At 60.5% G+C, this 20,414-nt stretch carries 19 protein-coding genes; 12 read left to right on the top strand and 7 right to left on the bottom strand.

The genetic code is table 11. The features are described from left to right. Positions 1–59: 59 nt before the first annotated feature. From AC3WKX_RS03695 to AC3WKX_RS03665, 7 genes are all read left to right on the top strand, one after another. Positions 60–1,370 carry an ABC transporter substrate-binding protein gene (locus tag AC3WKX_RS03695; protein ID WP_003215317.1) on the top strand — a complete coding sequence of 437 codons (1,311 nt, stop codon included), beginning with the start codon at positions 60–62 and terminating at the stop codon, positions 1,368–1,370. A gap of 178 nt (positions 1,371–1,548) precedes the next feature. Continuing rightward, entirely contained in the window at positions 1,549–2,475 is a 927-nt protein-coding gene (locus AC3WKX_RS03690) for a carbohydrate ABC transporter permease (protein WP_003215314.1), read from the top strand. 10 nt (positions 2,476–2,485) lie between these two features. Next, the gene (locus tag AC3WKX_RS03685; RefSeq protein ID WP_003215312.1) at positions 2,486–3,316 is read left to right on the top strand and encodes a carbohydrate ABC transporter permease; all 831 of its coding nucleotides are present in this window, start codon (positions 2,486–2,488) and stop codon (positions 3,314–3,316) included. A 37-nt stretch (positions 3,317–3,353) separates the two neighbouring features. Beyond that, positions 3,354–4,457: an ABC transporter ATP-binding protein gene (locus AC3WKX_RS03680; RefSeq protein ID WP_102606106.1), complete on the top strand. Its 1,104-nt coding sequence runs from the start codon at positions 3,354–3,356 to the stop codon at positions 4,455–4,457. An 18-nt stretch (positions 4,458–4,475) separates the two neighbouring features. Beyond that, the gene (locus tag AC3WKX_RS03675) at positions 4,476–5,957 is read left to right on the top strand and encodes a mannitol dehydrogenase family protein (RefSeq protein WP_102606107.1); all 1,482 of its coding nucleotides are present in this window, start codon (positions 4,476–4,478) and stop codon (positions 5,955–5,957) included. Positions 5,958–6,103: 146 nt separating this feature from the next. Beyond that, on the top strand, positions 6,104–7,585 hold the full coding sequence (gene xylB, locus AC3WKX_RS03670; RefSeq protein WP_102606108.1) for a xylulokinase: 1,482 nt from the start codon (positions 6,104–6,106) through the stop codon (positions 7,583–7,585). Positions 7,586–7,597: 12 nt separating this feature from the next. Further along, positions 7,598–8,536 (top strand): carbohydrate kinase family protein, encoded by a 939-nt coding sequence (locus AC3WKX_RS03665; RefSeq protein ID WP_102606109.1) that lies wholly within the window; start codon positions 7,598–7,600, stop codon positions 8,534–8,536. A 643-nt stretch (positions 8,537–9,179) separates the two neighbouring features. Here AC3WKX_RS03665 and aqpZ read toward each other — a convergent pair. Both aqpZ and AC3WKX_RS03655 read right to left on the bottom strand, forming a co-directional pair. Next, complete coding sequence (gene aqpZ / locus AC3WKX_RS03660) at positions 9,180–9,872, bottom strand: aquaporin Z (RefSeq protein WP_008436121.1); 693 nt, start codon at positions 9,870–9,872, stop codon at positions 9,180–9,182. A 112-nt stretch (positions 9,873–9,984) separates the two neighbouring features. Further along, on the bottom strand, positions 9,985–11,238 hold the full coding sequence (locus AC3WKX_RS03655) for a hypothetical protein (RefSeq protein ID WP_102625820.1): 1,254 nt from the start codon (positions 11,236–11,238) through the stop codon (positions 9,985–9,987). A gap of 330 nt (positions 11,239–11,568) precedes the next feature. On the opposite strand from AC3WKX_RS03655, the gene AC3WKX_RS03650 reads away from it, so the two are divergent. Together AC3WKX_RS03650 and AC3WKX_RS03645 are read left to right on the top strand one after the other, a co-directional pair. Next, positions 11,569–11,829, top strand: coding sequence for a DUF2790 domain-containing protein (locus tag AC3WKX_RS03650; protein ID WP_008436118.1), 261 nt, complete (start codon positions 11,569–11,571; stop codon positions 11,827–11,829). Between the two features lie 153 nt (positions 11,830–11,982). Continuing rightward, positions 11,983–12,381 carry a hypothetical protein gene (locus tag AC3WKX_RS03645; protein WP_102606111.1) on the top strand — a complete coding sequence of 133 codons (399 nt, stop codon included), beginning with the start codon at positions 11,983–11,985 and terminating at the stop codon, positions 12,379–12,381. Between the two features lie 11 nt (positions 12,382–12,392). Here the strand turns inward: AC3WKX_RS03645 and AC3WKX_RS03640 are convergent, their stop codons facing one another. Continuing rightward, a complete protein-coding gene (locus AC3WKX_RS03640) occupies positions 12,393–12,668 on the bottom strand; it encodes a DUF1652 domain-containing protein (RefSeq protein WP_063029815.1) in 276 nt (91 codons plus the stop codon). 512 nt (positions 12,669–13,180) lie between these two features. After that, complete coding sequence (ilvA, locus tag AC3WKX_RS03635) at positions 13,181–14,200, bottom strand: threonine ammonia-lyase, biosynthetic (RefSeq protein ID WP_102606112.1); 1,020 nt, start codon at positions 14,198–14,200, stop codon at positions 13,181–13,183. 258 nt (positions 14,201–14,458) lie between these two features. Here ilvA and AC3WKX_RS03630 point away from each other — a divergent pair, with 258 nt between their 5' ends. Together AC3WKX_RS03630 and map are read left to right on the top strand one after the other, a co-directional pair. Continuing rightward, positions 14,459–14,662, top strand: a complete 204-nt coding sequence (locus AC3WKX_RS03630) for a ParD-like family protein (protein WP_003215288.1) — start codon at positions 14,459–14,461, stop codon at positions 14,660–14,662. Then, a complete protein-coding gene (map, locus tag AC3WKX_RS03625) occupies positions 14,659–15,414 on the top strand; it encodes a type I methionyl aminopeptidase (protein ID WP_102606113.1) in 756 nt (251 codons plus the stop codon). Before AC3WKX_RS03630 ends, map begins: the two co-directional genes overlap by 4 nt. Positions 15,415–15,549: 135 nt before the next feature. Here the strand turns inward: map and AC3WKX_RS03620 are convergent, their stop codons facing one another. Both AC3WKX_RS03620 and AC3WKX_RS03615 read right to left on the bottom strand, forming a co-directional pair. Then, entirely contained in the window at positions 15,550–16,491 is a 942-nt protein-coding gene (locus AC3WKX_RS03620) for a magnesium transporter CorA family protein (RefSeq protein ID WP_008430799.1), read from the bottom strand. Between the two features lie 6 nt (positions 16,492–16,497). After that, entirely contained in the window at positions 16,498–18,084 is a 1,587-nt protein-coding gene (locus AC3WKX_RS03615; protein ID WP_003215278.1) for a RimK family ATP-grasp domain-containing protein, read from the bottom strand. Between the two features lie 94 nt (positions 18,085–18,178). Between AC3WKX_RS03615 and AC3WKX_RS03610 the strand changes: the two genes are divergently transcribed. After that, positions 18,179–19,279: a GNAT family N-acetyltransferase/peptidase C39 family protein gene (locus tag AC3WKX_RS03610; protein ID WP_003215276.1), complete on the top strand. Its 1,101-nt coding sequence runs from the start codon at positions 18,179–18,181 to the stop codon at positions 19,277–19,279. On the opposite strand, the gene sfnG is transcribed toward AC3WKX_RS03610, so the two are convergent. Continuing rightward, on the bottom strand, positions 19,263–20,354 hold the full coding sequence (gene sfnG / locus AC3WKX_RS03605; RefSeq protein WP_087692696.1) for a dimethylsulfone monooxygenase SfnG: 1,092 nt from the start codon (positions 20,352–20,354) through the stop codon (positions 19,263–19,265). The genes AC3WKX_RS03610 and sfnG overlap by 17 nt on opposite strands. Between the last annotated feature and the right edge of the window lie 60 nt (positions 20,355–20,414).

The raw sequence follows: 20,414 nt of genomic DNA, 5'->3' as shown, positions 1-20,414 counted from the left end.
AAGACACAACAACAATAACTGTCCTTCTGCAGCCCCTGGGCGCAGAAATGGAGTGCGCGATGAAGTTCACAGCCAAAGCTCTGCTTGCCTGCACCTGCATGACCCTCAGCGCCGTCAGTCTTGGCGCGCAAACCCTGACCATTGCCACCGTCAACAACAGCGACATGATCCGCATGCAAAAGCTCTCGAAAACCTTCGAGACCGAGCATCCGGAGATCAAGCTGAACTGGGTGGTACTCGAAGAAAACGTCCTGCGCCAACGCCTCACCACCGACATCGCCACCCAGGGCGGACAGTTCGACGTGTTGACCATCGGCATGTACGAAGCTGCACTCTGGGGCGCCAAAGGCTGGCTGGAACCGATGAAGGACCTGCCTGCTTCCTACGACCTGGACGACGTTTTCCCGTCCGTGCGTGACGGTCTTTCCGTCAAGGGCTCGCTGTATGCCCTGCCGTTCTACGCCGAAAGCTCCATCACCTACTATCGCACCGACCTGTTCAAGGACGCCGGGCTGACCATGCCCGAGCATCCGACCTGGACCCAGATCGGCGAATTCGCCGCCAAACTCACCAACAAGGACAAGGAACAGTACGGCCTGTGCCTGCGCGGCAAAGCCGGTTGGGGCGAGAACATGGCGCTGATCACCACCCTGGCCAACGGCTACGGTGCACGCTGGTTCGATGAGAAGTGGCAGCCGGAATTCAACGGGCCTGAGTGGAAAGACGCGCTGAACTTCTACGTCGACAACATGAAGAAATCCGGCCCGCCGGGGGCTTCCAGCAACGGTTTCAACGAAAACCTGGCGCTGTTCAACAGCGGCAAGTGTGCGATCTGGGTCGACGCCAGCGTCGCCGGCTCGTTCGTCACCGACAAGACCCAAAGCAAGGTGGCTGACCACGTCGGCTTTACCTTTGCCCCGCACGAGAAGACCGACAAAGGTACTTCGTGGCTGTACTCCTGGTCCCTGGGGATTCCAACCAGTTCCAAAGCCAAGGACGCTGCCAAGGTGTTCACCACCTGGGCCACTTCCAAGGAATACAGCCAGTTGGTCGCCAAGACCGACGGGATTGCCAACGTACCGCCAGGTACCCGCAAATCGACCTACAGCGACGAATACATGAAGGCCGCGCCGTTTGCCAAGGTGACGCTGGAATCGCTGAAAGTCGCCGACCCGAAAGACCCGTCGGCCAAGCCGGTGCCGTATGTGGGCATCCAGCTGGTGACCATTCCTGAATTCCAGGCGATTGGTACCCAGGTCGGCAAGTTCTTCTCCAGCGCACTGACTGGTGGCTCCACTGCCGAAAAAGCCCTGGCGGATGCACAGACCTTCACCGAACGCGAAATGAAGCGGGCCGGTTATCCCAAGTAAAGCGGTCTCACCACACTGAATGTGGGAACCCGCTTTATGTAGGAGCCGGGCTTGCCCGCGATGCAGACAACTCGGTCTGTCAGTTTCACCGAGGCGCTCTCATCGCAGGCAAGCCAGCTCCCACATTTGACCGCACTCCGACCCGCATTCCGCATGTACCTGACTGGTCCTGATCACCATGAATACCACCACTGCCCAAGTGCAAACCGCTACGCCGGACAAGCCGCGTAAAAGCCGCCTGATCAACCCCGGCTGGTTCCTCGTCAGCCCCTCGGTGGCCTTGTTGCTGCTGTGGATGATCGTGCCGCTGGGCATGACCCTGTACTTCTCGCTGATTCGCTACAACCTGCTCTACCCCGGCGAAAACCAATTCGTGGGCCTGGAGAACTTCACCTACTTCATCACCGACTCGGGCTTCCTGCCCGGCGCCACCAACACCCTGTTGCTGGTGGGCAGCGTATTGCTGATCAGCGTGGTGTTTGGCGTATTGATCAGCGCCCTGCTGGAAGCCAGCGAGTTCTTCGGTCGCGGCCTGGTGCGGGTGTTGCTGATTTCACCGTTCTTCATCATGCCCACCGTCGGTGCGCTGATCTGGAAGAACCTGATTTTCCATCCGGTTTCGGGGATCCTCGCCTACGTGTGGAAGCTGTTCGGCGCCCAGCCGGTGGACTGGCTGGCCCATTACCCGTTGCTGTCGATCATTATCATCGTGTCCTGGCAGTGGCTGCCCTTCGCGATCCTGCTGCTGATGACCGCCATGCAGTCCCTCGACCAGGAACAGAAGGAAGCCGCCCGCCTCGACGGTGCCGGCGCCATCGCGATCTTCTGGCACCTGACCCTGCCGCACCTGGCACGTCCGATTGCCGTGGTGGTGATGATCGAAACGATCTTCCTGCTCTCGGTGTTCGCCGAAATCTTCACCACCACCAACGGTGGCCCCGGCTACGCCTCGACCAACCTCGCCTACCTGATCTACAACCAGGCGCTGGTGCAGTTCGACGTGGGCATGGCCTCGGCCGGCGGCTTGATTGCCGTGGTCATCGCCAATATCGCGGCGATCATCCTGGTGCGGATGATCGGCAAAAACCTGACTGACAAGCCTTGAGGGCCGCGCCATGACGCTTCAACAATCCCGCCGCCTGCAAAGCGTGCTGCTCGGCACCCTGGCCTGGGCCATCGCGATCCTGATTTTCTTCCCGATCTTCTGGATGGTGCTGACCAGCTTCAAGACCGAAATCGACGCGTTCGCCACGCCGCCGCAGTTCATCTTCACGCCGACGCTGGAGAACTACCTGCACATCAACGAGCGCAGCAACTACTTCAGCTACGCCTGGAACTCGGTGCTGATTTCCTTCAGCGCCACCGCCCTGTGCCTGCTGATCTCGGTACCGGCCGCCTACTCCATGGCCTTCTACGAGACCAAGCGCACCAAGGGCACGCTGCTGTGGATGCTCTCCACCAAGATGCTGCCGCCGGTGGGCGTGCTGATGCCGATCTACCTGCTGGCCAAGAGCTTCGGCCTGCTGGACACGCGCATTGCGCTGATCATCATCTACACCCTGATCAACCTGCCGATCGTGGTCTGGATGGTTTACACCTACTTCAAAGACATCCCCAAGGACATCCTCGAAGCCGCCCGCCTGGACGGCGCCACCCTGTGGCAGGAAATGGTCCGGGTGCTGCTGCCGATCGCCAAGGGCGGCCTGGCTTCCACGGTGTTGCTGTCGCTGATCCTGTGCTGGAACGAGGCGTTCTGGTCGCTGAACCTGACCTCGTCCAACGCCGCGCCGCTCACTGCATTGATCGCCTCCTACTCCAGCCCCGAAGGCTTGTTCTGGGCCAAATTGTCTGCCGTGTCGACCCTGGCCTGTGCGCCGATCCTGATCTTTGGCTGGATCAGCCAGAAACAGCTGGTCCGCGGTTTGTCCTTCGGCGCCGTGAAGTAACGGCTCCTTCAAAAATATTTAGAAGCGGAGGCCCATCATGGCCAACCTGAAAATCAAGAATCTGCAAAAAGGCTTCGAAGGCTTCTCCATCATCAAGGGCATCGACCTTGAGGTGAACGACAAGGAATTCGTGGTGTTCGTCGGCCCGTCGGGCTGCGGCAAATCCACCCTGCTGCGCCTGATTGCGGGCCTGGAAGAAGTCACCGAAGGCACCATCGAGCTGGATGGCCGCGACATCACCGAGGTCACCCCGGCCAAGCGCGACCTGGCAATGGTGTTCCAGACCTACGCCCTGTACCCGCACATGAGCGTGCGCAAGAACATGTCGTTTGCCCTGGACCTGGCCGGCGTCGACAAGAAGATTGTCGAGAGCAAGGTCAACGAAGCAGCACGTATCCTGGAGCTGGGCCCTTTGCTTGAGCGCAAGCCAAAGCAGTTGTCCGGCGGCCAGCGCCAGCGTGTCGCCATTGGCCGTGCGATTGTGCGTAACCCGAAGATCTTCCTGTTCGACGAACCCCTGTCCAACCTCGATGCCGCCCTGCGGGTGCAGATGCGCCTGGAGCTGTCGCGCCTGCATAAAGAGCTGCAAGCCACGATGATCTACGTGACCCACGACCAGGTCGAAGCCATGACCCTGGCCGACAAGGTTGTCGTACTCAACAGCGGCCGCGTGGAACAGGTGGGCTCGCCGCTGGAGCTGTATCACCAGCCGGCCAACCTGTTTGTCGCAGGCTTTTTGGGCACGCCGAAAATGGGTTTCCTCAAGGGCAAGGTCACTCGCGTTGACCCACAGAGCTGCGAAGTCGAACTGGACGCCGGCGGCCGCATCAGCCTGCCCCTGAGCAGCGCGAGCTTGAGCGTCGGCAGCGCCGTGACCCTGGGCATTCGCCCGGAGCACCTGGAAATCGCCGCGCCGGGGCAAGCCACCCTGACCGTCACCGCCGACGTCGGCGAGCGCCTCGGCAGCGACACCTTCTGCCATGTGATTACCGCCAGCAAGGAGCCGTTGACCCTGCGGATCCGTGGCGACATGGCCAGCCAGTATGGCGAGACCCTGCAGCTGTACCTGGACCCGACCCAATGCCATCTGTTCGACGCTGAGGGTGTTGCCGTGGCCCGCCCACTGCGCGCCGCCGCCTGATTTCGCGAGAATTTCCCGATGAAACTGAACAAGCAAAACCTCACGCAACTGGCGCCCGAAGTGCAACTGCCGGCCTATGCGATTGCCAATACCAGCCAGGGCATCGCGCACATCGGCGTTGGCGGGTTCCACCGCGCCCACCAGGCGTATTACACCGATGCCTTGATGAATACCGGCACAGGCCTGGACTGGAGCATTTGTGGTGTGGGCCTGCGCAGCGAGGACCGCAAGGCGCGGGACGACCTGGCCGGCCAGGACTACCTGTTCACCCTGTATGAACTGGGCGACACCGACGACACCGAAGTGCGCGTGATCGGCTCCATCAGCGACATGCTGCTGGCCGAAGACGGCGCCCAGGCGTTGATCGACAAGCTGGCCAGCCCGCAGATTCGCATCGTCTCGCTGACCATCACCGAAGGCGGCTACTGCATCGACGACAGCAACGGCGAGTTCATGGCCCACCTGCCGCAGATCCAGCATGACCTGGCCAACCCGGGCTCGCCGAAAACCGTGTTCGGGTTTATCTGCGCGGCGTTGACCCAGCGCCGGGCCGCCGGGGTGCCGGCATTTACCGTGATGTCCTGCGATAACCTGCCCCACAACGGCGCCGTGACTCGCAAGGCGTTGCTGGCCTTCGCCGCGCTGCATGACGCTGACCTGCACGAGTGGATCAAGGCCAACGTGAGCTTCCCGAATGCGATGGTCGACCGCATCACGCCAATGACCAGTACCGCGCACCGCCTGCAACTGCATGACGATCACGGCATCGACGACGCCTGGCCGGTGGTCTGCGAGCCGTTTGTGCAATGGGTGCTGGAAGACAAGTTCGTCAACGGCCGCCCGGCGTGGGAAACCGTAGGCGTGCAGTTCACCGATGACGTGACACCGTATGAAGAGATGAAGATCGGCCTGCTCAACGGCAGCCACCTGGCATTGACGTACCTGGGCTTCCTGAAGGGCTATCGCTTCGTCCACGAGACCATGAACGACCCGTTGTTCGTGGCCTACATGCGCGCCTACATGGACCTGGACGTCACGCCCAACCTGGCGCCGGTTCCGGGTATCGACCTGACCGAATACAAGCAGACCCTGGTGGACCGCTTTTCCAACCAGGCGATTGCCGACCAGCTGGAGCGCGTGTGTTCCGATGGTTCGTCGAAGTTTCCCAAGTTCACCGTACCGACCATCAACCGCCTGATTGCCGATGGTCGCGAGACCGAGCGTGCTGCGCTGGTGGTGGCGGCCTGGGCGTTGTACTTGAAAGGCGTGGATGAGAATGGGGTGATCTACCGCATTCCAGACCCTCGCGCCGAGTTTTGCCAGGGGCTGGTGACGGAAGATGCGTTGATCAGCAAGCGGCTGCTGGGGGTGGAAGAGATTTTTGGTACGGCTATTCCCAACTCGCCCGAGTTTGTGGCAGCGTTTGAGCGGTGTTTCGAGAGCCTGCAGGATGTGGGTGTGAGCAAAACGCTGGAGCGGCTGCTCGCCAATCTCAACTGACGGAACCGAATCAAAAATGTGGGAGCGGGCTTGCTCGCGAAAGCGGTGGATCAGTCAATATTTGCATAACTGACACACCCTATTCGCGAGCAAGCCCGCTCCCACATTGACCGAGTTCTCCATAACAATAGGCTGAGCGACCTACCATGACCCAGCAAAACCTCTACCTCGGCATCGACTGCGGCACCCAGGGCACCAAGGCCATCGTGCTGGACGCCAGCAGCGGCAAAGTCCTGGGCCTGGGCGCCGCCAGCCACACGCTGATCAGCGGTGCCAACGGCCGCCGCGAACAGCACACCCAGGAGTGGCTGGACGCGTTTACCGAAGCCACTCACCGCGCCTTGCAACAGGCCGGGGTGGACGGCCAGGACATCCTCGCCATCGGCGTTTCCGGCCAGCAACACGGCCTGGTATTGCTGGATGACCAAGGCCAGGTGCTGCGCCCCGCCAAGCTGTGGTGCGACACCGAAACCGCGCCCGAAAATGATCGCCTGCTGCAACACCTGGGCGGTGAAAGCGGCTCCCTGGAACGCCTCGGCGTGGCCATCGCGCCGGGCTACACCGTGTCCAAGCTGCTGTGGACCCGCGAACAGCACCCGGAGGTGTTCGCGCGCATCGCGCATATCCTGCTGCCCCACGACTACCTCAACTACTGGCTCACCGGCCGCGCCTGCGCCGAATACGGCGATGCCTCCGGCACCGGTTATTTCAACGTGCGCACCCGTGAATGGGACCTGGCACTGTTGCGCCACATCGATCCCGACGGACGCCTGGAAGCTGCGCTGCCCGAGTTGATCGAGGCCAACCAGCCCGTGGGCACCCTCCTGCCAGCCATCGCCGAGCGCCTGGGCATCAACCCGAACGCCCGGGTGTCCAGCGGCGGCGGCGACAACATGATGGGCGCCATCGGCACCGGCAATATCGCCCCCGGCGTGATCACCATGAGCCTGGGCTCATCCGGTACCGTGTACGCCTTTGCCGATCAGGCCAATGTCAGCCCGCAGGCGTCGGTGGCGACTTTCTGTTCATCCAGCGGCGGCTGGCTGCCGTTGATCTGCACCATGAACCTGACCAACGCCACCGGGGTCATCCGCGAGCTGTTCGACCTGGACCTGGCGGCGTTCAACGGGTTGGTGGCCCAGGCACCGATCGGCGCCGACGGCGTGAGCATGCTGCCGTTCCTCAATGGCGAGCGGGTGCCCGCCCTGCCCCACGCCACCGGCAGCCTGCACGGCCTGACCATGACCAACCTGACCCGCGCCAACCTGTGCCGCGCCGTGGTCGAAGGCACCACCTTCGGCCTGCGCTACGGCCTGGACCTGCTGCGCCAGACCGGCCTGCAGAGCCAGAGCATCCGCCTGATCGGCGGCGGCTCGAAAAGCCCGGTGTGGCGGCAGATGATCGCGGATATCATGAATACCGAAGTGGTCTGCACCGAACAAAGCGAAGCCGCAGCCCTGGGTGCGGCAATCCAGGCCGCGTGGTGCCAGTCCGGTGAAAGCCTGGCGCAGTTGTGCCAGCGCTGCGTGAGCGTCGACGCAGCCAGCCGCACACTGCCGGATGCCGGCAGCGTCAGCGCCTACCAGCAGGCTTATGAGCGTTATCAACAGCACGTGGCATCCCTTTAAGAGCGAACGAATATGTATTTGGTATGTGGCGAAGCGCTGTTTGATTTTTTCAGCGAGGACGATGCCAGCGGCAAGGCATCCAGGGTCAATTACAAGGCGATTGCCGGCGGCTCGCCGTTCAACGTCGCGGTAGGCTTGCGTCGACAGGGAATCGACGCGGGCTTTTTCGCCGGGATCTCCGACGACTACCTGGGCCGACGCCTGTTGCAGGTGCTCAAGGACGAAGGCGTGGGCGAGGATTACCTCGTGGAATTCTCAGCGCCCACCACCCTGGCAATGGTCGCAGTGGGCGCCAATGGCTCACCGCAATACAGCTTTCGCGGTGAAGGCTGCGCCGACCGCCAGTTGCAACTTGAGCATCTACCGGCGTTGGGCGACGAAGTGCGTGGCGTACACATCGGCTCGTTCTCACTGGTGGTGCAGCCGATTGCCGACACGTTGCTGGCCCTGGTACGCCGGGAAAGCGGCAAGCGCCTGATCAGCCTCGACCCCAACGTACGCCTGAACCCGGAGCCGAACATCGAGCTGTGGCGCGCCCGCGTGGCCGAGCTGGTCAAGCATGCCGACCTGATCAAGGTCAGTGACGAAGACCTGCACCTGCTCTACCCCGGCCAAACCCCGGAAAGCGTCCTGCAAGGCTGGTTGCAGCACCGTTGCCAACTGGTGTTCCTGACCCGCGGCGGCGACGGCGCGACGGTGTTCAGCCGCCAGCACGGCAGCTGGTCGGCGCCGGCGGTCAAGGTGGTCATGGCGGACACGGTTGGTGCTGGCGATACCTTCCAGGCCGCGTTGATTGCCTGGCTGACCGAGCAGCAACTGGACTCGGTGGAGGGCCTGCAACGGCTGACCCGCGAGCAGATCAGCAGCATGCTCACCTTCGCCATCCGCGCTGCCGCACTCACCTGCAGCAAGACCGGGCCGGACCTGCCCTACCGCCAGCAATTGAACTAGCCCAGCCTGCCCCCGCGCGCTGCGGGGGCAACTCATTTACTCCTTTCTCCTTTCCTCCACAACCTGTCAACTTTGACAGTTGTCAGTCGTGGTTTTCGGGTCAAGACTCCGGTTACGCCTCAATCTCAAGGAAGTGGCGCCAACATCATTGTGTTGCCGGGAGATTTTATGAAAAACATCAAGATTGGCTTGTTCGTAGGGATAGTGTTGGCCACGTCGGTTGCTCGCGCAACGCCACTGGATACCACGACAGACCTGGAGTCTATTGCATGGGAACATGTGTCCTTTGTGTCTATAGCACCCTATGCCCCATTGAAAACTTTGAGCCCAGAAAAGAGCGCCACTCAACCCGGATTCCCTACGGGTTTCTGTAACGGCACCTCGGCAAATGGGATCAGTTGCCGCACGGGAGCGGGAAAAGCTGTCGGACATACACGCATAGGGGTCAATTTGCACTATTGAAGTGGCCAGCATGAGCCGGATACTTGGTTTGCGCAGCACGGGATCGTGTTGGCCACGTTGGTTCCAGGCGCAACGCCCGTCGACACAAAGGCAATTCTGGAAGATGTGAGGAGACCCAGTTGGACAGCTATACGCTGGAGGGTTTCAGCGGTAATGCGCAGGTACGCATGAGCTGGTAGGCTCACGCTTCCCTAGCGCGGGTAACCGCCCGGGCAACGATGGCGCCCACCACCGCCCCCACTATCGGTGCCGCCCAGAATAGCCACAACTGCATCAGGTATTCCCCGCCGGCAAACAATGCTGGCCCGGTGCTGCGCGCCGGGTTGACCGAGGTGTTGGTGACGGGGATGGCCACCAGGTGAATCAGCGTCAGGGTCAGGCCAATGGCAATCGGCGCAAACCCGACAGCCGAACCCGGGCCGGTGACACGCATGATGATGAACACAAAAAAGAACGTCCCCACCGCCTCGACCACCAACGCGGCCAGCAGGCTGTAATGCCCGGGGCTCAATTGGCCATAGCCGTTGGCGGCGAAAGCGCCCACTTCAAACCCCGGACGACCACTGGCGATCAGCGCCAACACGGCGGCGGCGACAATCGCACCGGCGACTTGGGCAATGATGTACGGCACCACGTCAACGCCCGGCATCCGGCGCCCCACCCATAGGCCGATGGTCACCGCCGGGTTGAAGTGTGCACCAGAAATACTGCCCACCGCGTAGGCCATCGTCAGCACCGTCAAGCCAAAGGCCAGGGCGACACCGGCGAAGCCGATCCCGAGTTCCGGAAACGCCGCGGCCAGTATCGCGCTGCCGCACCCGCAGAAGGTCAACCAGAACGTCCCAAGAAACTCTGCTGCGATTTTCTTTTGCAAACCAACTCCACCCAATGCCAACGCCATCCGATTGATGGGCCTGGCGGCGACGGTAGCAAAAGCGATTAACTTGGCTGTATCAGACTTGTCCGGTAAACCGGTGAGCCTTTTTCTATGGCAGCGTTGCAACGACTGCATCGTCGGTGCCCGTGCTGTCTTCAGCACCGCCTGCCACATAAGTGCCGTTTGGGGATATCGCCGTCAGACCGCTTTCCTGACCGCCGCCGAACTGTGGAATGGCCACGGTTCCCGTCGCAGAAGTCCAGGTGGCGGCCTGGTGATGCTCGCCGGCATTTTCGCTGGTCAGTGCCACGACGTCGTTATCACTCAAATCCACGAAGCCTATATGTGTGCCGCCTGCCAACGGCGGAATCAACTGAGTGCTGCCCGACGAAGGCGTCCAGAAGGCCAACAGATGATGGCCATTGCTGTCCTGGTACGACACAACGGCATGCCCGTTATTGTTCAACCGCAAACCGGTGATTCGAGATGCCCCCGATACACCGCTGATGCTGCTCAACTGAACCGGCGTGGCGCTTGGATTGGGCCAGTAGACGGCTTGGGGCACATCCGGCGCCGAGAAGTGGCAAGTGCCCAGCAACTGCACTGCATTGTTTACGCTGCTTACGCTGCAGCCCGTGCTACCGGCAGGTGTGGTCAAGGGCGTCGTGACCAAGGTGCCCAGTAGCCCGGTTTTCTGCACGACTTTGGCGACGGTGTTGCCAGACGCAGGATTCGGGCAGTCGAGCGCAACGGTGGGCACACCGTTTATAGGCGTGTTGTTGATGTCGGCGGGAAAGCAGTTGTCGTGCAGGGCGGACACTTGAAGCGGGGCTGTACTCCCGGAAAACCACAATACTGCCGTTGCGTCACCGGTACCGCTTAAGCTCGCCCCGGCCAATACATCGCTCTGGTTGAAGGCACTAATGACAGTGCGCGCCTCAGGCAGTAATCCAGTGCCCAATACCGAGACGGCTTGCAACGCCACCGGCGCAGCGCCCGGCGTAGCGCCCGGCGTAGCGCTGTTCCAGATGACGGCGGTGGCTCGATTGTCTGCCATTTTGCATGAGCCCGCTATTTGTCCGTTATTGTCTATAGCCACGGCGGTGCAGCCTTGGCCACTCACCAATGGCGGTAGCGGAACTTCAGTGCCTGCCGTGGACGCGACCCACGCCACGGATGGCCCCGAAGTAGTGCCCGGGGTACAGGTACCCACCACAACGCCCGAGTTGTTGACCGCCAAGGAAACACATTGCTTCCCGGCAGCCGTGCCTTCACCGACGAATGTTGCTGCGCTGACAGCGCCTGTATAGGCAGTTGCACCCGCCATCGCGAGAACCAGCGTGCGGTTGATCAAATTGTTCATGGCTATTCTTTCCTTGGAGGCCAGTTTGATGGCCGGCGGGTGAGACGTTTCAAGCGCCGGGGCAACCTAGTTATGGCACAGTTCCCAGGACAGACAACTGTCAGAGTTGACAGGTTGTGAGGTGATAAAAAAAGGCGTAATAGATGCTTCCCTCACGCAGCCCACGCCCCCATGAAGATGAAGCTTTTGTCAGTAAAGCCTCACTTAATCGATGGTTAATCCCCCGGGAAGACAGTTGATTCGACCGCACTCGCACGGCTCCAACCGTTGCCCAGGGCGGCCGCGGCTCATCACGTTGTTGAGCCTGCGAACGACTTGCGGAGAAACACCATGAAACTGCGTACGTTAATGCTCGGTGCTGCACTGGCCCTGACGGCTGTAACGGGGATGGCGCAGGCTGACACCGCACCCGTCGTCACGCCTTATCACTACGGCGAGAAGATGGATGTGCAGAAGGTGCTTGCCATGCATGAAACCGATACCAATGAATGCAAGGTGATCAAGGCCGATATCAAGTTCGTGGACAGTCAAGGGAAAGTCCAGGACGTGGGCTATCGCAAACTGTCGGAAGCCTGTGATTTCCAGAATTGAACCGATCGGCTTTTTTGTAGGAGCGAGCTTGCTCGCGAAAGACTCCAGCGAAACGCGGGCATCCTGAATGTACGCGGGCCTTGCGTTCTTCGCGAGCAAGCTCGCTCCTACAGGGGTATCCTTGAGCGCTCGTTACGGCTGAAAGGATTCGCCATGCAAGTGCACTTCCGTCCCCTCGCTACCTTCACTGCCCTGCTGTGCTTTGCCCTCGCGCTGATCTGGGGTTTGCGCCCGGACCTGCTCCTGTGGGTGTGGAGTGTTGAATACTCCAGTGCCACCGGCCTGGTCGCCCGACGCAACGCAGCGCTGTTCCTGGCCATTGGCATCATGTTTTACCGCGCCCGCCATTCCCCACCTGATGCGACACGGCATGCCATGACCTCCGGCTTTGCGATCGGCTGTTTTGTGCTGGCGATGTTGGGGATCAGCGAATGGATCAGCGGCCATGCGGGCCCGGGGATTTTGCTGGCGGTGATCACGGAAACGGCGTTGGGCCTGGCATTTATCCAGGCCCGCAAGTCTTCACTGACTGAAGCTCAACCGTCCGTTTAATAGACGTCCGTTTAATAGAAAGGACGCGCACCGGCTCGTTTGAGGGCCGGGGCATGGGTGTGGGTGTGCTTGAGGTCTTCACGCAACTCGGTAATCAAATTGCAGATCGCCCGACTGCTGTCGAGCTTGTTCGCGCAAATGCCGGTGACCACCAAGTCGACCCGGTCATGGTCGATCTCGTGATAAACCTTCACCGTCAGCGAGGCGTCTGGCGCCTTGGTGACTTCACAGCGCTTAGGCAGAAAACTTCCTTCAATAATGCCGCGTAATTCCAGATCCGAAAGCATGGCCGACCTCTCCTTTTATGAGATTGCCAATCGATTGTTATCAATATTCTTTATTCGTACGGCTGGCGAACGCGGTGACACGCTCGCCGTTTGCGCCTGACCAGCCCTGGCAGACGGCTTTGCTTACCCAGCGTACTAGGCTCGCTCGAAATGCGTTGGATCCTTTCCTCATAAGCGACGACATTACTTATATAAGTTACGTGGCAGACCGCCATCAACCCTCCCGTTTGAGGTATGAACCGTCGTGCTTGTAGCTCATTCAGAGTTGTAACAGGATCTTATAAAGCATTAAACGTGCCGCCATACGCACTGCCCTGCGCCCCAGACAAATCGGGGCTTTCGGACAAAATTACGTGCCGTCGATTCATGCGTCTTGCAATGAGCCTCCCTTGGCATCATGCAAATTGAAAGACCGCTCGCTATAAGTGCCCGCAACAAACTTTTTGACGCCTTCATAACCACTATCCAAACGGATGAATGTAACTAAATTAAACAGTCTTTAGGTTAAACGTTTAACCTGTCTGAGCAGCCACTCGTTCAGCAACATGCCGCAAACTATCGAAGTTGATATTGGCCCCGGAGTTGATCGCCACCCATGTTTGCCCCTGGAGGCCAGTCTTCCCGACATACTTGCGGATACCGGCGACAGCCAGGGCACCTGAAGGCTCAGTGATCGAGCGCGTATCGTCGTAGATCAGCTTGATGGCACTGCACAGTTCGTCATTGCTGACGGTGATCACTTCATCCACATGGTGCCGGCAGATTTCAAAACCATAGGCGCCGATCTGGGCCACGGCCGTGCCATCGGCAAAGCTGTCGACACTCGGCAACACCACCCGGCTCCCAGCGCGCAAGGCTGCCAGCAGGCAACTGGAGCCTTCGGGCTCGACGCCGATGATGCGCACTTCGGGCCGCAGGTATTTCACGTAGGCCGCGATACCGGCGATCAACCCGCCGCCGCCCACCGGGACGAAGATCGCGTCCAGCGGGCCCTGCTGCTGACGCAGCACTTCCATCCCCACTGTGCCCTGCCCGGCAATCACGTCCGGGTCGTCGAACGGCGAAACAAACGTACTGCCGGTGGCCTCGGCCAATTGCAACGCATGGGCCAAGGCGAACGGAAAGCTGGCCCCATGCAACACCGCCTCGCCGCCTCGGGAGCGTACGCCCAACACTTTCAGCTCCGGGGTGCTGCACGGCATGACAATCGTCGCCTTGATCCCCAACTCCCGCGCCGCCAATGCCACGCCCTGGGCATGGTTGCCCGCCGACGCGGTGATGACGCCCCGGGCCTTTTGCTCGGCGCTGAGTTGCACCAACTTGTTGTAGGCGCCACGGATCTTGAAGGAAAAGGTCGGTTGCAAGTCTTCGCGCTTGAGCAGGATCTGATTACCCAGCAGCGCCGAAAGCGCCGGCGCTGCCTGCAATGGCGTGCGCACCGCCAGGTCGTAGACCGGGGCGGCCAGGATCTTCTTCACGTAGTGCTCAAGCAATCCCGAATCTTGGGGCTGGCTCGCCGGGCGGGTACTCATGGATGTCTCCTGGGTGTTTACAAGGCCCTGGAGACGGAAAAACAAAACCCGCCTCTAGGGCGGGTTTGGGTGCAGCCGTGTGCTATCCCGCCAAATGAGGAATGGCGGTAATAATGCTTGGCTGGCAACGAAAGGTTTGAAATGTCATGAATCAAAATTAACCGGCGCCACCGGGCAAGTCAATGGCGAAACGCCAGGCTTTACGTAGAGCATACGAAACGTATACGCTTTGTATATCAACTCTGCACAGTGAAGCTCATGGGCATCGTCAAGATCACCGACCAATTGCACGAACAACTCCGTCTGGCCAGCGCCACCATGGACCGTTCCATCAACGCCCAGGCCGAGTTCTGGATCAAGATCGGCCTGCTCGCCGAACTCAATCCACACCTGGCCTATAACGACCTGATCAACAAACTGTTGCTGGACAAGCCCGACCTGATCCGGGGGCGCAGCGAATGATCAAGACCACCGAACAACTTGCCGTGATGCGCGAATCCGGTCGCCTGTTGGCCCAGGTGTTTACCATGCTTGACGGCTTTGTCGCCGCCGGCCAGTCGACCCTGGAGATCGACAGCGCCGTCGAAGCTTTCATCCGCAACGACCTGCAATCGCGGCCGGCGAGCCTGGGCCAGTACGACTACCCCTTCTGCATCAACACCTCGATCAACGAGGTGGTGTGCCATGGCATGCCGAGCGCCAAAGCCGTGCTCAAGGATGGCGACATCGTCAATATCGACATCACCCTGGAAAAAGGCGGTTTCATTGCCGACTCCAGCAAGATGTACATGATCGGCAACGTCGCGCCCAAGGCCCGGCGCCTGGTGGAAATGACGTTTGAGGCCATGTGGGCCGGGATCCGCCAGGTCAAACCCGGCGCGCGCCTGGGGGATATCGGCTACGCCATCCAGAACCATGCCCAGAGCAACGGCTACAGCGTGGTGCGTGAATATTGCGGGCATGGCATTGGCCGCGAGATGCACGAGGACCCGCAGGTCCTGCACTTCGGCCGCCCCGGTACCGGGCTCGAACTGCGTGAAGGCATGGTGTTTACCATTGAGCCGATGCTCAACCAGGGCAGCGCCAAGGTGCGCAGCTTGAAGGATGGCTGGACGGTGGTGACGCGGGACAACAGCTTGTCGGCGCAGTGGGAACATACCGTGGCGGTGACGCGGGATGGGTTTGAGGTGCTGACGTTGCAGCCGGACGTCTGAATGGCGCACATCCCCTGTGGGAGCGGGCTTGCTCGCGAAAGCGGTGTGACAGTCGCCATCTACAGTGACTGATCCACCGCTTTCGCGAGCAAGCCCGCTCCCACATTTAGACCTCAGTGATATTCAGGATTTTAGTCATACTGCCTTGTCGCCACTCCCCGCAATCCGCTTCAACCCCAGCACCATCAACCCCGCCCCGAGTCCCATCGCGGCCATGAACAACGGGTACGAAATCCACCACGGCGTGCCCGCCGTCATCATGCTGAACTCCGACATCCCGCCCACGCTGGCGATCAGGTTCAACGGCAGGAACACCACGTTGATCAGCGTCAGCTTGCGCAGCAGGTTGTTCATGCTGTTGTTCATCAGGTTGCCCCGGGCGTCGATCAGCCCGGAGAACACGTTGGAGTAAATCTCCGCCTGCTTGTAGCACTGGTTGTTCTCGATAATCAGGTCATCGATCAGGCCCAGTGTTTCAGCGCTGAAATGTTCCTTTTCCCCATGGTTGCGCAGGCGCGTCAGCACCGCGCCGTTGCTGTGCAGGGCGTTGATGTAATAGATCAGGCTTTCGCTGAGGTTGAACATCTGCATCAGGTGGCGATTGCTCATCGATGCATTGAACTGCTGCTGCAGTTCCCGGGCGACCATCTTGATCACCTTGAGGTGGCCCAGGTAGTGATGGATGTTGTTGAGCAGCAAGTCCAGCAACACATCCAGCGGCGTGCGCAATGGCCGGCGCGCCCCCAGCCCGGAAAGCTGGCTGTCGTCGGTGGCGATCACCAGGAGTTGGTCCCCGGAAAACAACAGGCCGCAGGACGATACTTCAAACACCAGGTTGCCGCCGCCGGAATAGTTCTCCGGGCGCTTCCAGATCAGGAACAGGTTATCGGGGTGGAACTCGATGCGCGACACTTCGTCCGGGTCCAGCGCCGAAGCCAGGGCGTGTTCATCGAGCTTGTAGCAGTCGCGCAGGTACTTGCGCTCGTGGGGGTCAGGATTGCTGAACAGCAAGACATCCCCGCCGTCCCCCAGGCTGTTGTACAACTTGCCATCGGTTAATTCAAAGCGCTGGATCATCGCGCGTCACCACACCTGGCCTTGACGCTTCAACTCCAGGCGTCGCACGAACTCTTCCAGTACCAGGGAATACAAGTCGTCTTGCAGGTAGGCATCTTCGATGCCGGCGTCCATGTTGGGGTTGTCGTTGACCTCGATCACCACCACCTTGTCGCCGGACTGCTTGAGGTCGACGCCGTACAGGCCGTCGCCGATCAGGTTGGCGGTTTTTACCGCCAGTTCCACCACCGCCTTGGGGGCTTCGTGGACCGCCAGGGTGCGGCACTCGCCGTTGATGTCCTGGCCGATGGCCTTGTGGTTGTAGATCTGCCAATGCCCCTTGGACATGAAGTACTGGCAGGCAAAGATCGGTTTGCGGTTGAGGACGCCGATGCGCCAGTCGTACTCGGTGTAGAAAAATTCCTGGGCCAGCAGCAACACGGAATGCTCGAACAGTTCGGCGGTGGCGGTCAGCAGCGCTTGCTGGCTTTCGACCTTGATCACGCCGCGGGAGAAACACCCGTCGGGGATCTTCAGCACCAGCGGGAAGCCGAGGCGCTCACCCACCCGTTCGAAATCTTCGGGTCGCTCCTTGTAGAGAATTTCGGTGGCGGGCATGCCCAGTTGATGGCTTTTCAGCAGGTCCGTGAGGTAGACCTTGTTGGTACAGCGCAGGATCGAGGCCGGGTCGTCCATCACCACCAGCCCTTCGCTTTCGGCCTTTTTCGCGAAGCGGTAGGTGTGGTTGTCGACGCTGGTGGTCTCGCGGATCAGCAGGGCGTCGTATTCGGCCAGGCGGGCGTAGTCCTTGCGTTCGATCAGTTCCACGTCGATGCCGAGCCCCTTGCCGACCCGGACGAAATTTTCCAGGGCGCGGGCGTTGGACGGCGGCAGTTGTTCCTGCGGGTCGTGCAGGATCGCCAGGTCATAGCGGGCCAGACGGCGGGAGCGCGGTTGACGCCAGATCTTGCGGCTGAAGTTGTCCAGGGCATTCGCGAATTGGTCTTCCTGGTCATCACGCAACTTGTGCAATACGCCAGACTTGATGCCTTCGATGTGCCAGCCGTTATTCTTGCGAAACTCAACTAACAGGATCGGACAGGGAAACGCTTCAAACAATTGGCGGGCCAGATCCTGCAAGGGTTCAATATTGGTCCGGCCAAAGTAAAGTGTCAGGGTAAAGCCTTCGGTGTTGCTGTAGAGATGATGACTCAAGGCTTTATCGAGGGTTTTATCGAGGTCATCCAGGGCCAGGCCGTACAGGGACTTTTTCGTCAGTTCGCTGATGGTGCGCACCGACGGAATCACCTTGTGCCCCCGCGCCTCGGCCAGCAGCGAGCAGTAGTAGCCGTGCCCCAGGTACTTGTAGCTGCGGCACAGGTTGATCACCTGCACGCGCTTGCCCGTCTCGTTTTCCCGGGTTTGCTCAAGGTATTCCTGGGCGGTGACGATGTCTTCGCTGGGGAAGTACGAGGCCCAGTCTTCCTTGCGCTCGACAATGATTACGACTTGACTTGCACTCTTGGGAGGGCTGGAAAAATAACCGTTGGAAGTTATTGTCGCCGCCACTGTTTGCTCGGATACTTCACGCCAATGACCTTGTACCGCTGACATATTGATTGATCCGCTTTAGAGAACTAGACCTTTTCTATTAAGCACGATCTTTTAGAGAAGTCCCGTTTCGTTACGCAACTTTTACGGCGGTCACATGGCTCTTTCCTTTCGCGTTGCAACACCCGATGACGTGCCTGCATTGGTGGCATTGGAACAGCACTGTTTCACCACGGACCGGCTCTCCACCCGCAGCTTCCAGTGGATGGTCAGTCGCGCCCACGGGCAACTGCTGGTGGCAGAAAAACACGGCGAATTGCTGGGCTACGCCCTGGTGTTGTTCCATCGTGGCACCTCCCTGGCGCGCCTGTACTCCATCGCCATCGCCGAGTCTTCCCGGGGCCTGGGCCTGGGCAAACAACTGCTGACGCGCATCGAAGCCTGTGCGGTGGAGCATGACTGCGCCTACCTGCGCCTGGAAGTGCGTACCGACAACCCCGGCGCCATCGCCCTGTATGAGCGCAACGGCTACCGGCGCTTTGCCCTGGTCAACGACTACTACGAAGACCACGCCCCGGCCCTGCGCCTGGAGAAACGCATCCTCCAGCACCAGGACGCGCGCGCCTTGAGCGTGCCCTATTACCAGCAAACCACCGACTTCACCTGCGGCGCCGCCAGCCTGCTGATGGCCATGGGTGCCCTGGAACCTGCGCGGGTGGCCCAGCGCCGGGAGGAACTGCAGATCTGGCGCGAGGCAACCACCGTGTTCATGACCGCCGGACATGGCGGCTGCAGCCCCCAGGGTTTGGCGCTGGCCGCCTGGCGCCGGGGCTTTCGGGTGCGCATGCAGGTCAATGTCAGCGGGCCGTTGTTTCTCGACGGGGTGCGTGATCAGCATAAAAAAGACGTCATGCGTTTGGTGCATGACGCCTTCGAGGAAGAGTTGGCCTTGAGCGACGTTGAGCAAGTGCTCGGCGGCCCGCTGGATTTACCCCAGGTGCTGCGCGAAGGCGGCCAGCCGCTGGTGTTGATCAGCAGCTACCGCCTGACCCGCTCCAAGTCGCCCCACTGGGTAATCGTCACCGACTGCGACGAAGACTTCGTGTACCTGCACGACCCGGACGTGGATCACAGCCAGCACCGCCAGCCCATGGACTGCCAGCATCTGCCGGTCAGCCATGGGGAGTTCGAGCGAATGTGCCGGTTCGGCAATAACAAATTGCGGGCAGCGGTGGTGGTGTTCAGGCGACTTGCTTGATCCCGGCCTTGGCTTCCAGTTCGCGCACCAGCGGTAATACACGCTTGCCGAAGTATTCCACTTCTTCCTGAAAGTGCAGGAAGCCGGCCAGTACCAGGTCCACGCCGACCGCCTTCAAGGCGACGATGCGCTCGGCAATCTGCTGCGGGGTGCCGATCAGGTTGGTCTTGAAGCCGTCGTTGTATTGCACCAGATCCTCGAAGGTCGACTTGGCCCAGTTGCCCTCACCTTCCGGTGACGCCTTGCCCGCCTGTTTCGCCGCATCGCCAAACGCGTTGACGGCTTCCGGGTCGGCCTGTTCGATGATTTGCGCGAGCACGGCGCGGGCTTCTTCCTCGGTGTCGCGAGCGATCACAAACGCATTCACACCGACTTTCACCGAATGGTTATTGGCCGCCGCCTTGGCGCGAATGTCATCGACCTGGGCCTTGATGCCTTCCGGGGTATTGCCGTTGGTGAAGTACCAGTCCGACACCCGTGCCGCCATGTCCCGCGCGGCCCGCGAACTGCCACCCTGGAAGATTTCCGGGTGGGGCTCGCCCAGTGGCTTGGGCTTGAGGCTGTAGTTGTCGAAGCGGTAGAAATCACCCCGGAAGGTGAAGTTGTCCTGGGTCCAGATGCCTTTCAGGGCGCGGATGAATTCCTCGGAACGGCGATAACGCTCGTCATGCTCCAGCCAGTGTTCGCCGATGGCCTGGAACTCGCCCTTGAACCAGCCGCTGACGATATTGACGGCAACGCGGCCGTTGGTGAGTTGGTCGATGGTTGCCAGTTGCTTGGCCGCCAGCGCAGGTTGCCAGGGGCCTGGCAGGATTGCCGCGATCACCTTGAGCTTGGTGGTGGCCGCCAGCAACGCGTGGCTGAACGCGACCGACTCATGCTGGTATTCGGCGCCATAACCGGCGGTGAAACGAATCTGTGTCAGGGCGTATTCAAAGCCGGCTTCTTCAGCCAACTGCGCCAGCTTGCGGTTGTAGTCGATGCCCCAGTGGGTGCGCTGTTCGATCTTGCTGACCACCAGCCCTCCGCTGACGTTGGGCACCCAGTAGGCAAATTTGACGGCTTGCTGACTCATTGGACTGTACCTCGCGGATTGGCATGTACGAGGTGTGGAGCAGCAACTGTGCCAGTGGGC

It is taken from the genome of Pseudomonas sp. GP01-A4, from assembly GCF_058780865.1.
This window is presented reverse-complemented; position numbering and strand designations above follow the sequence as displayed.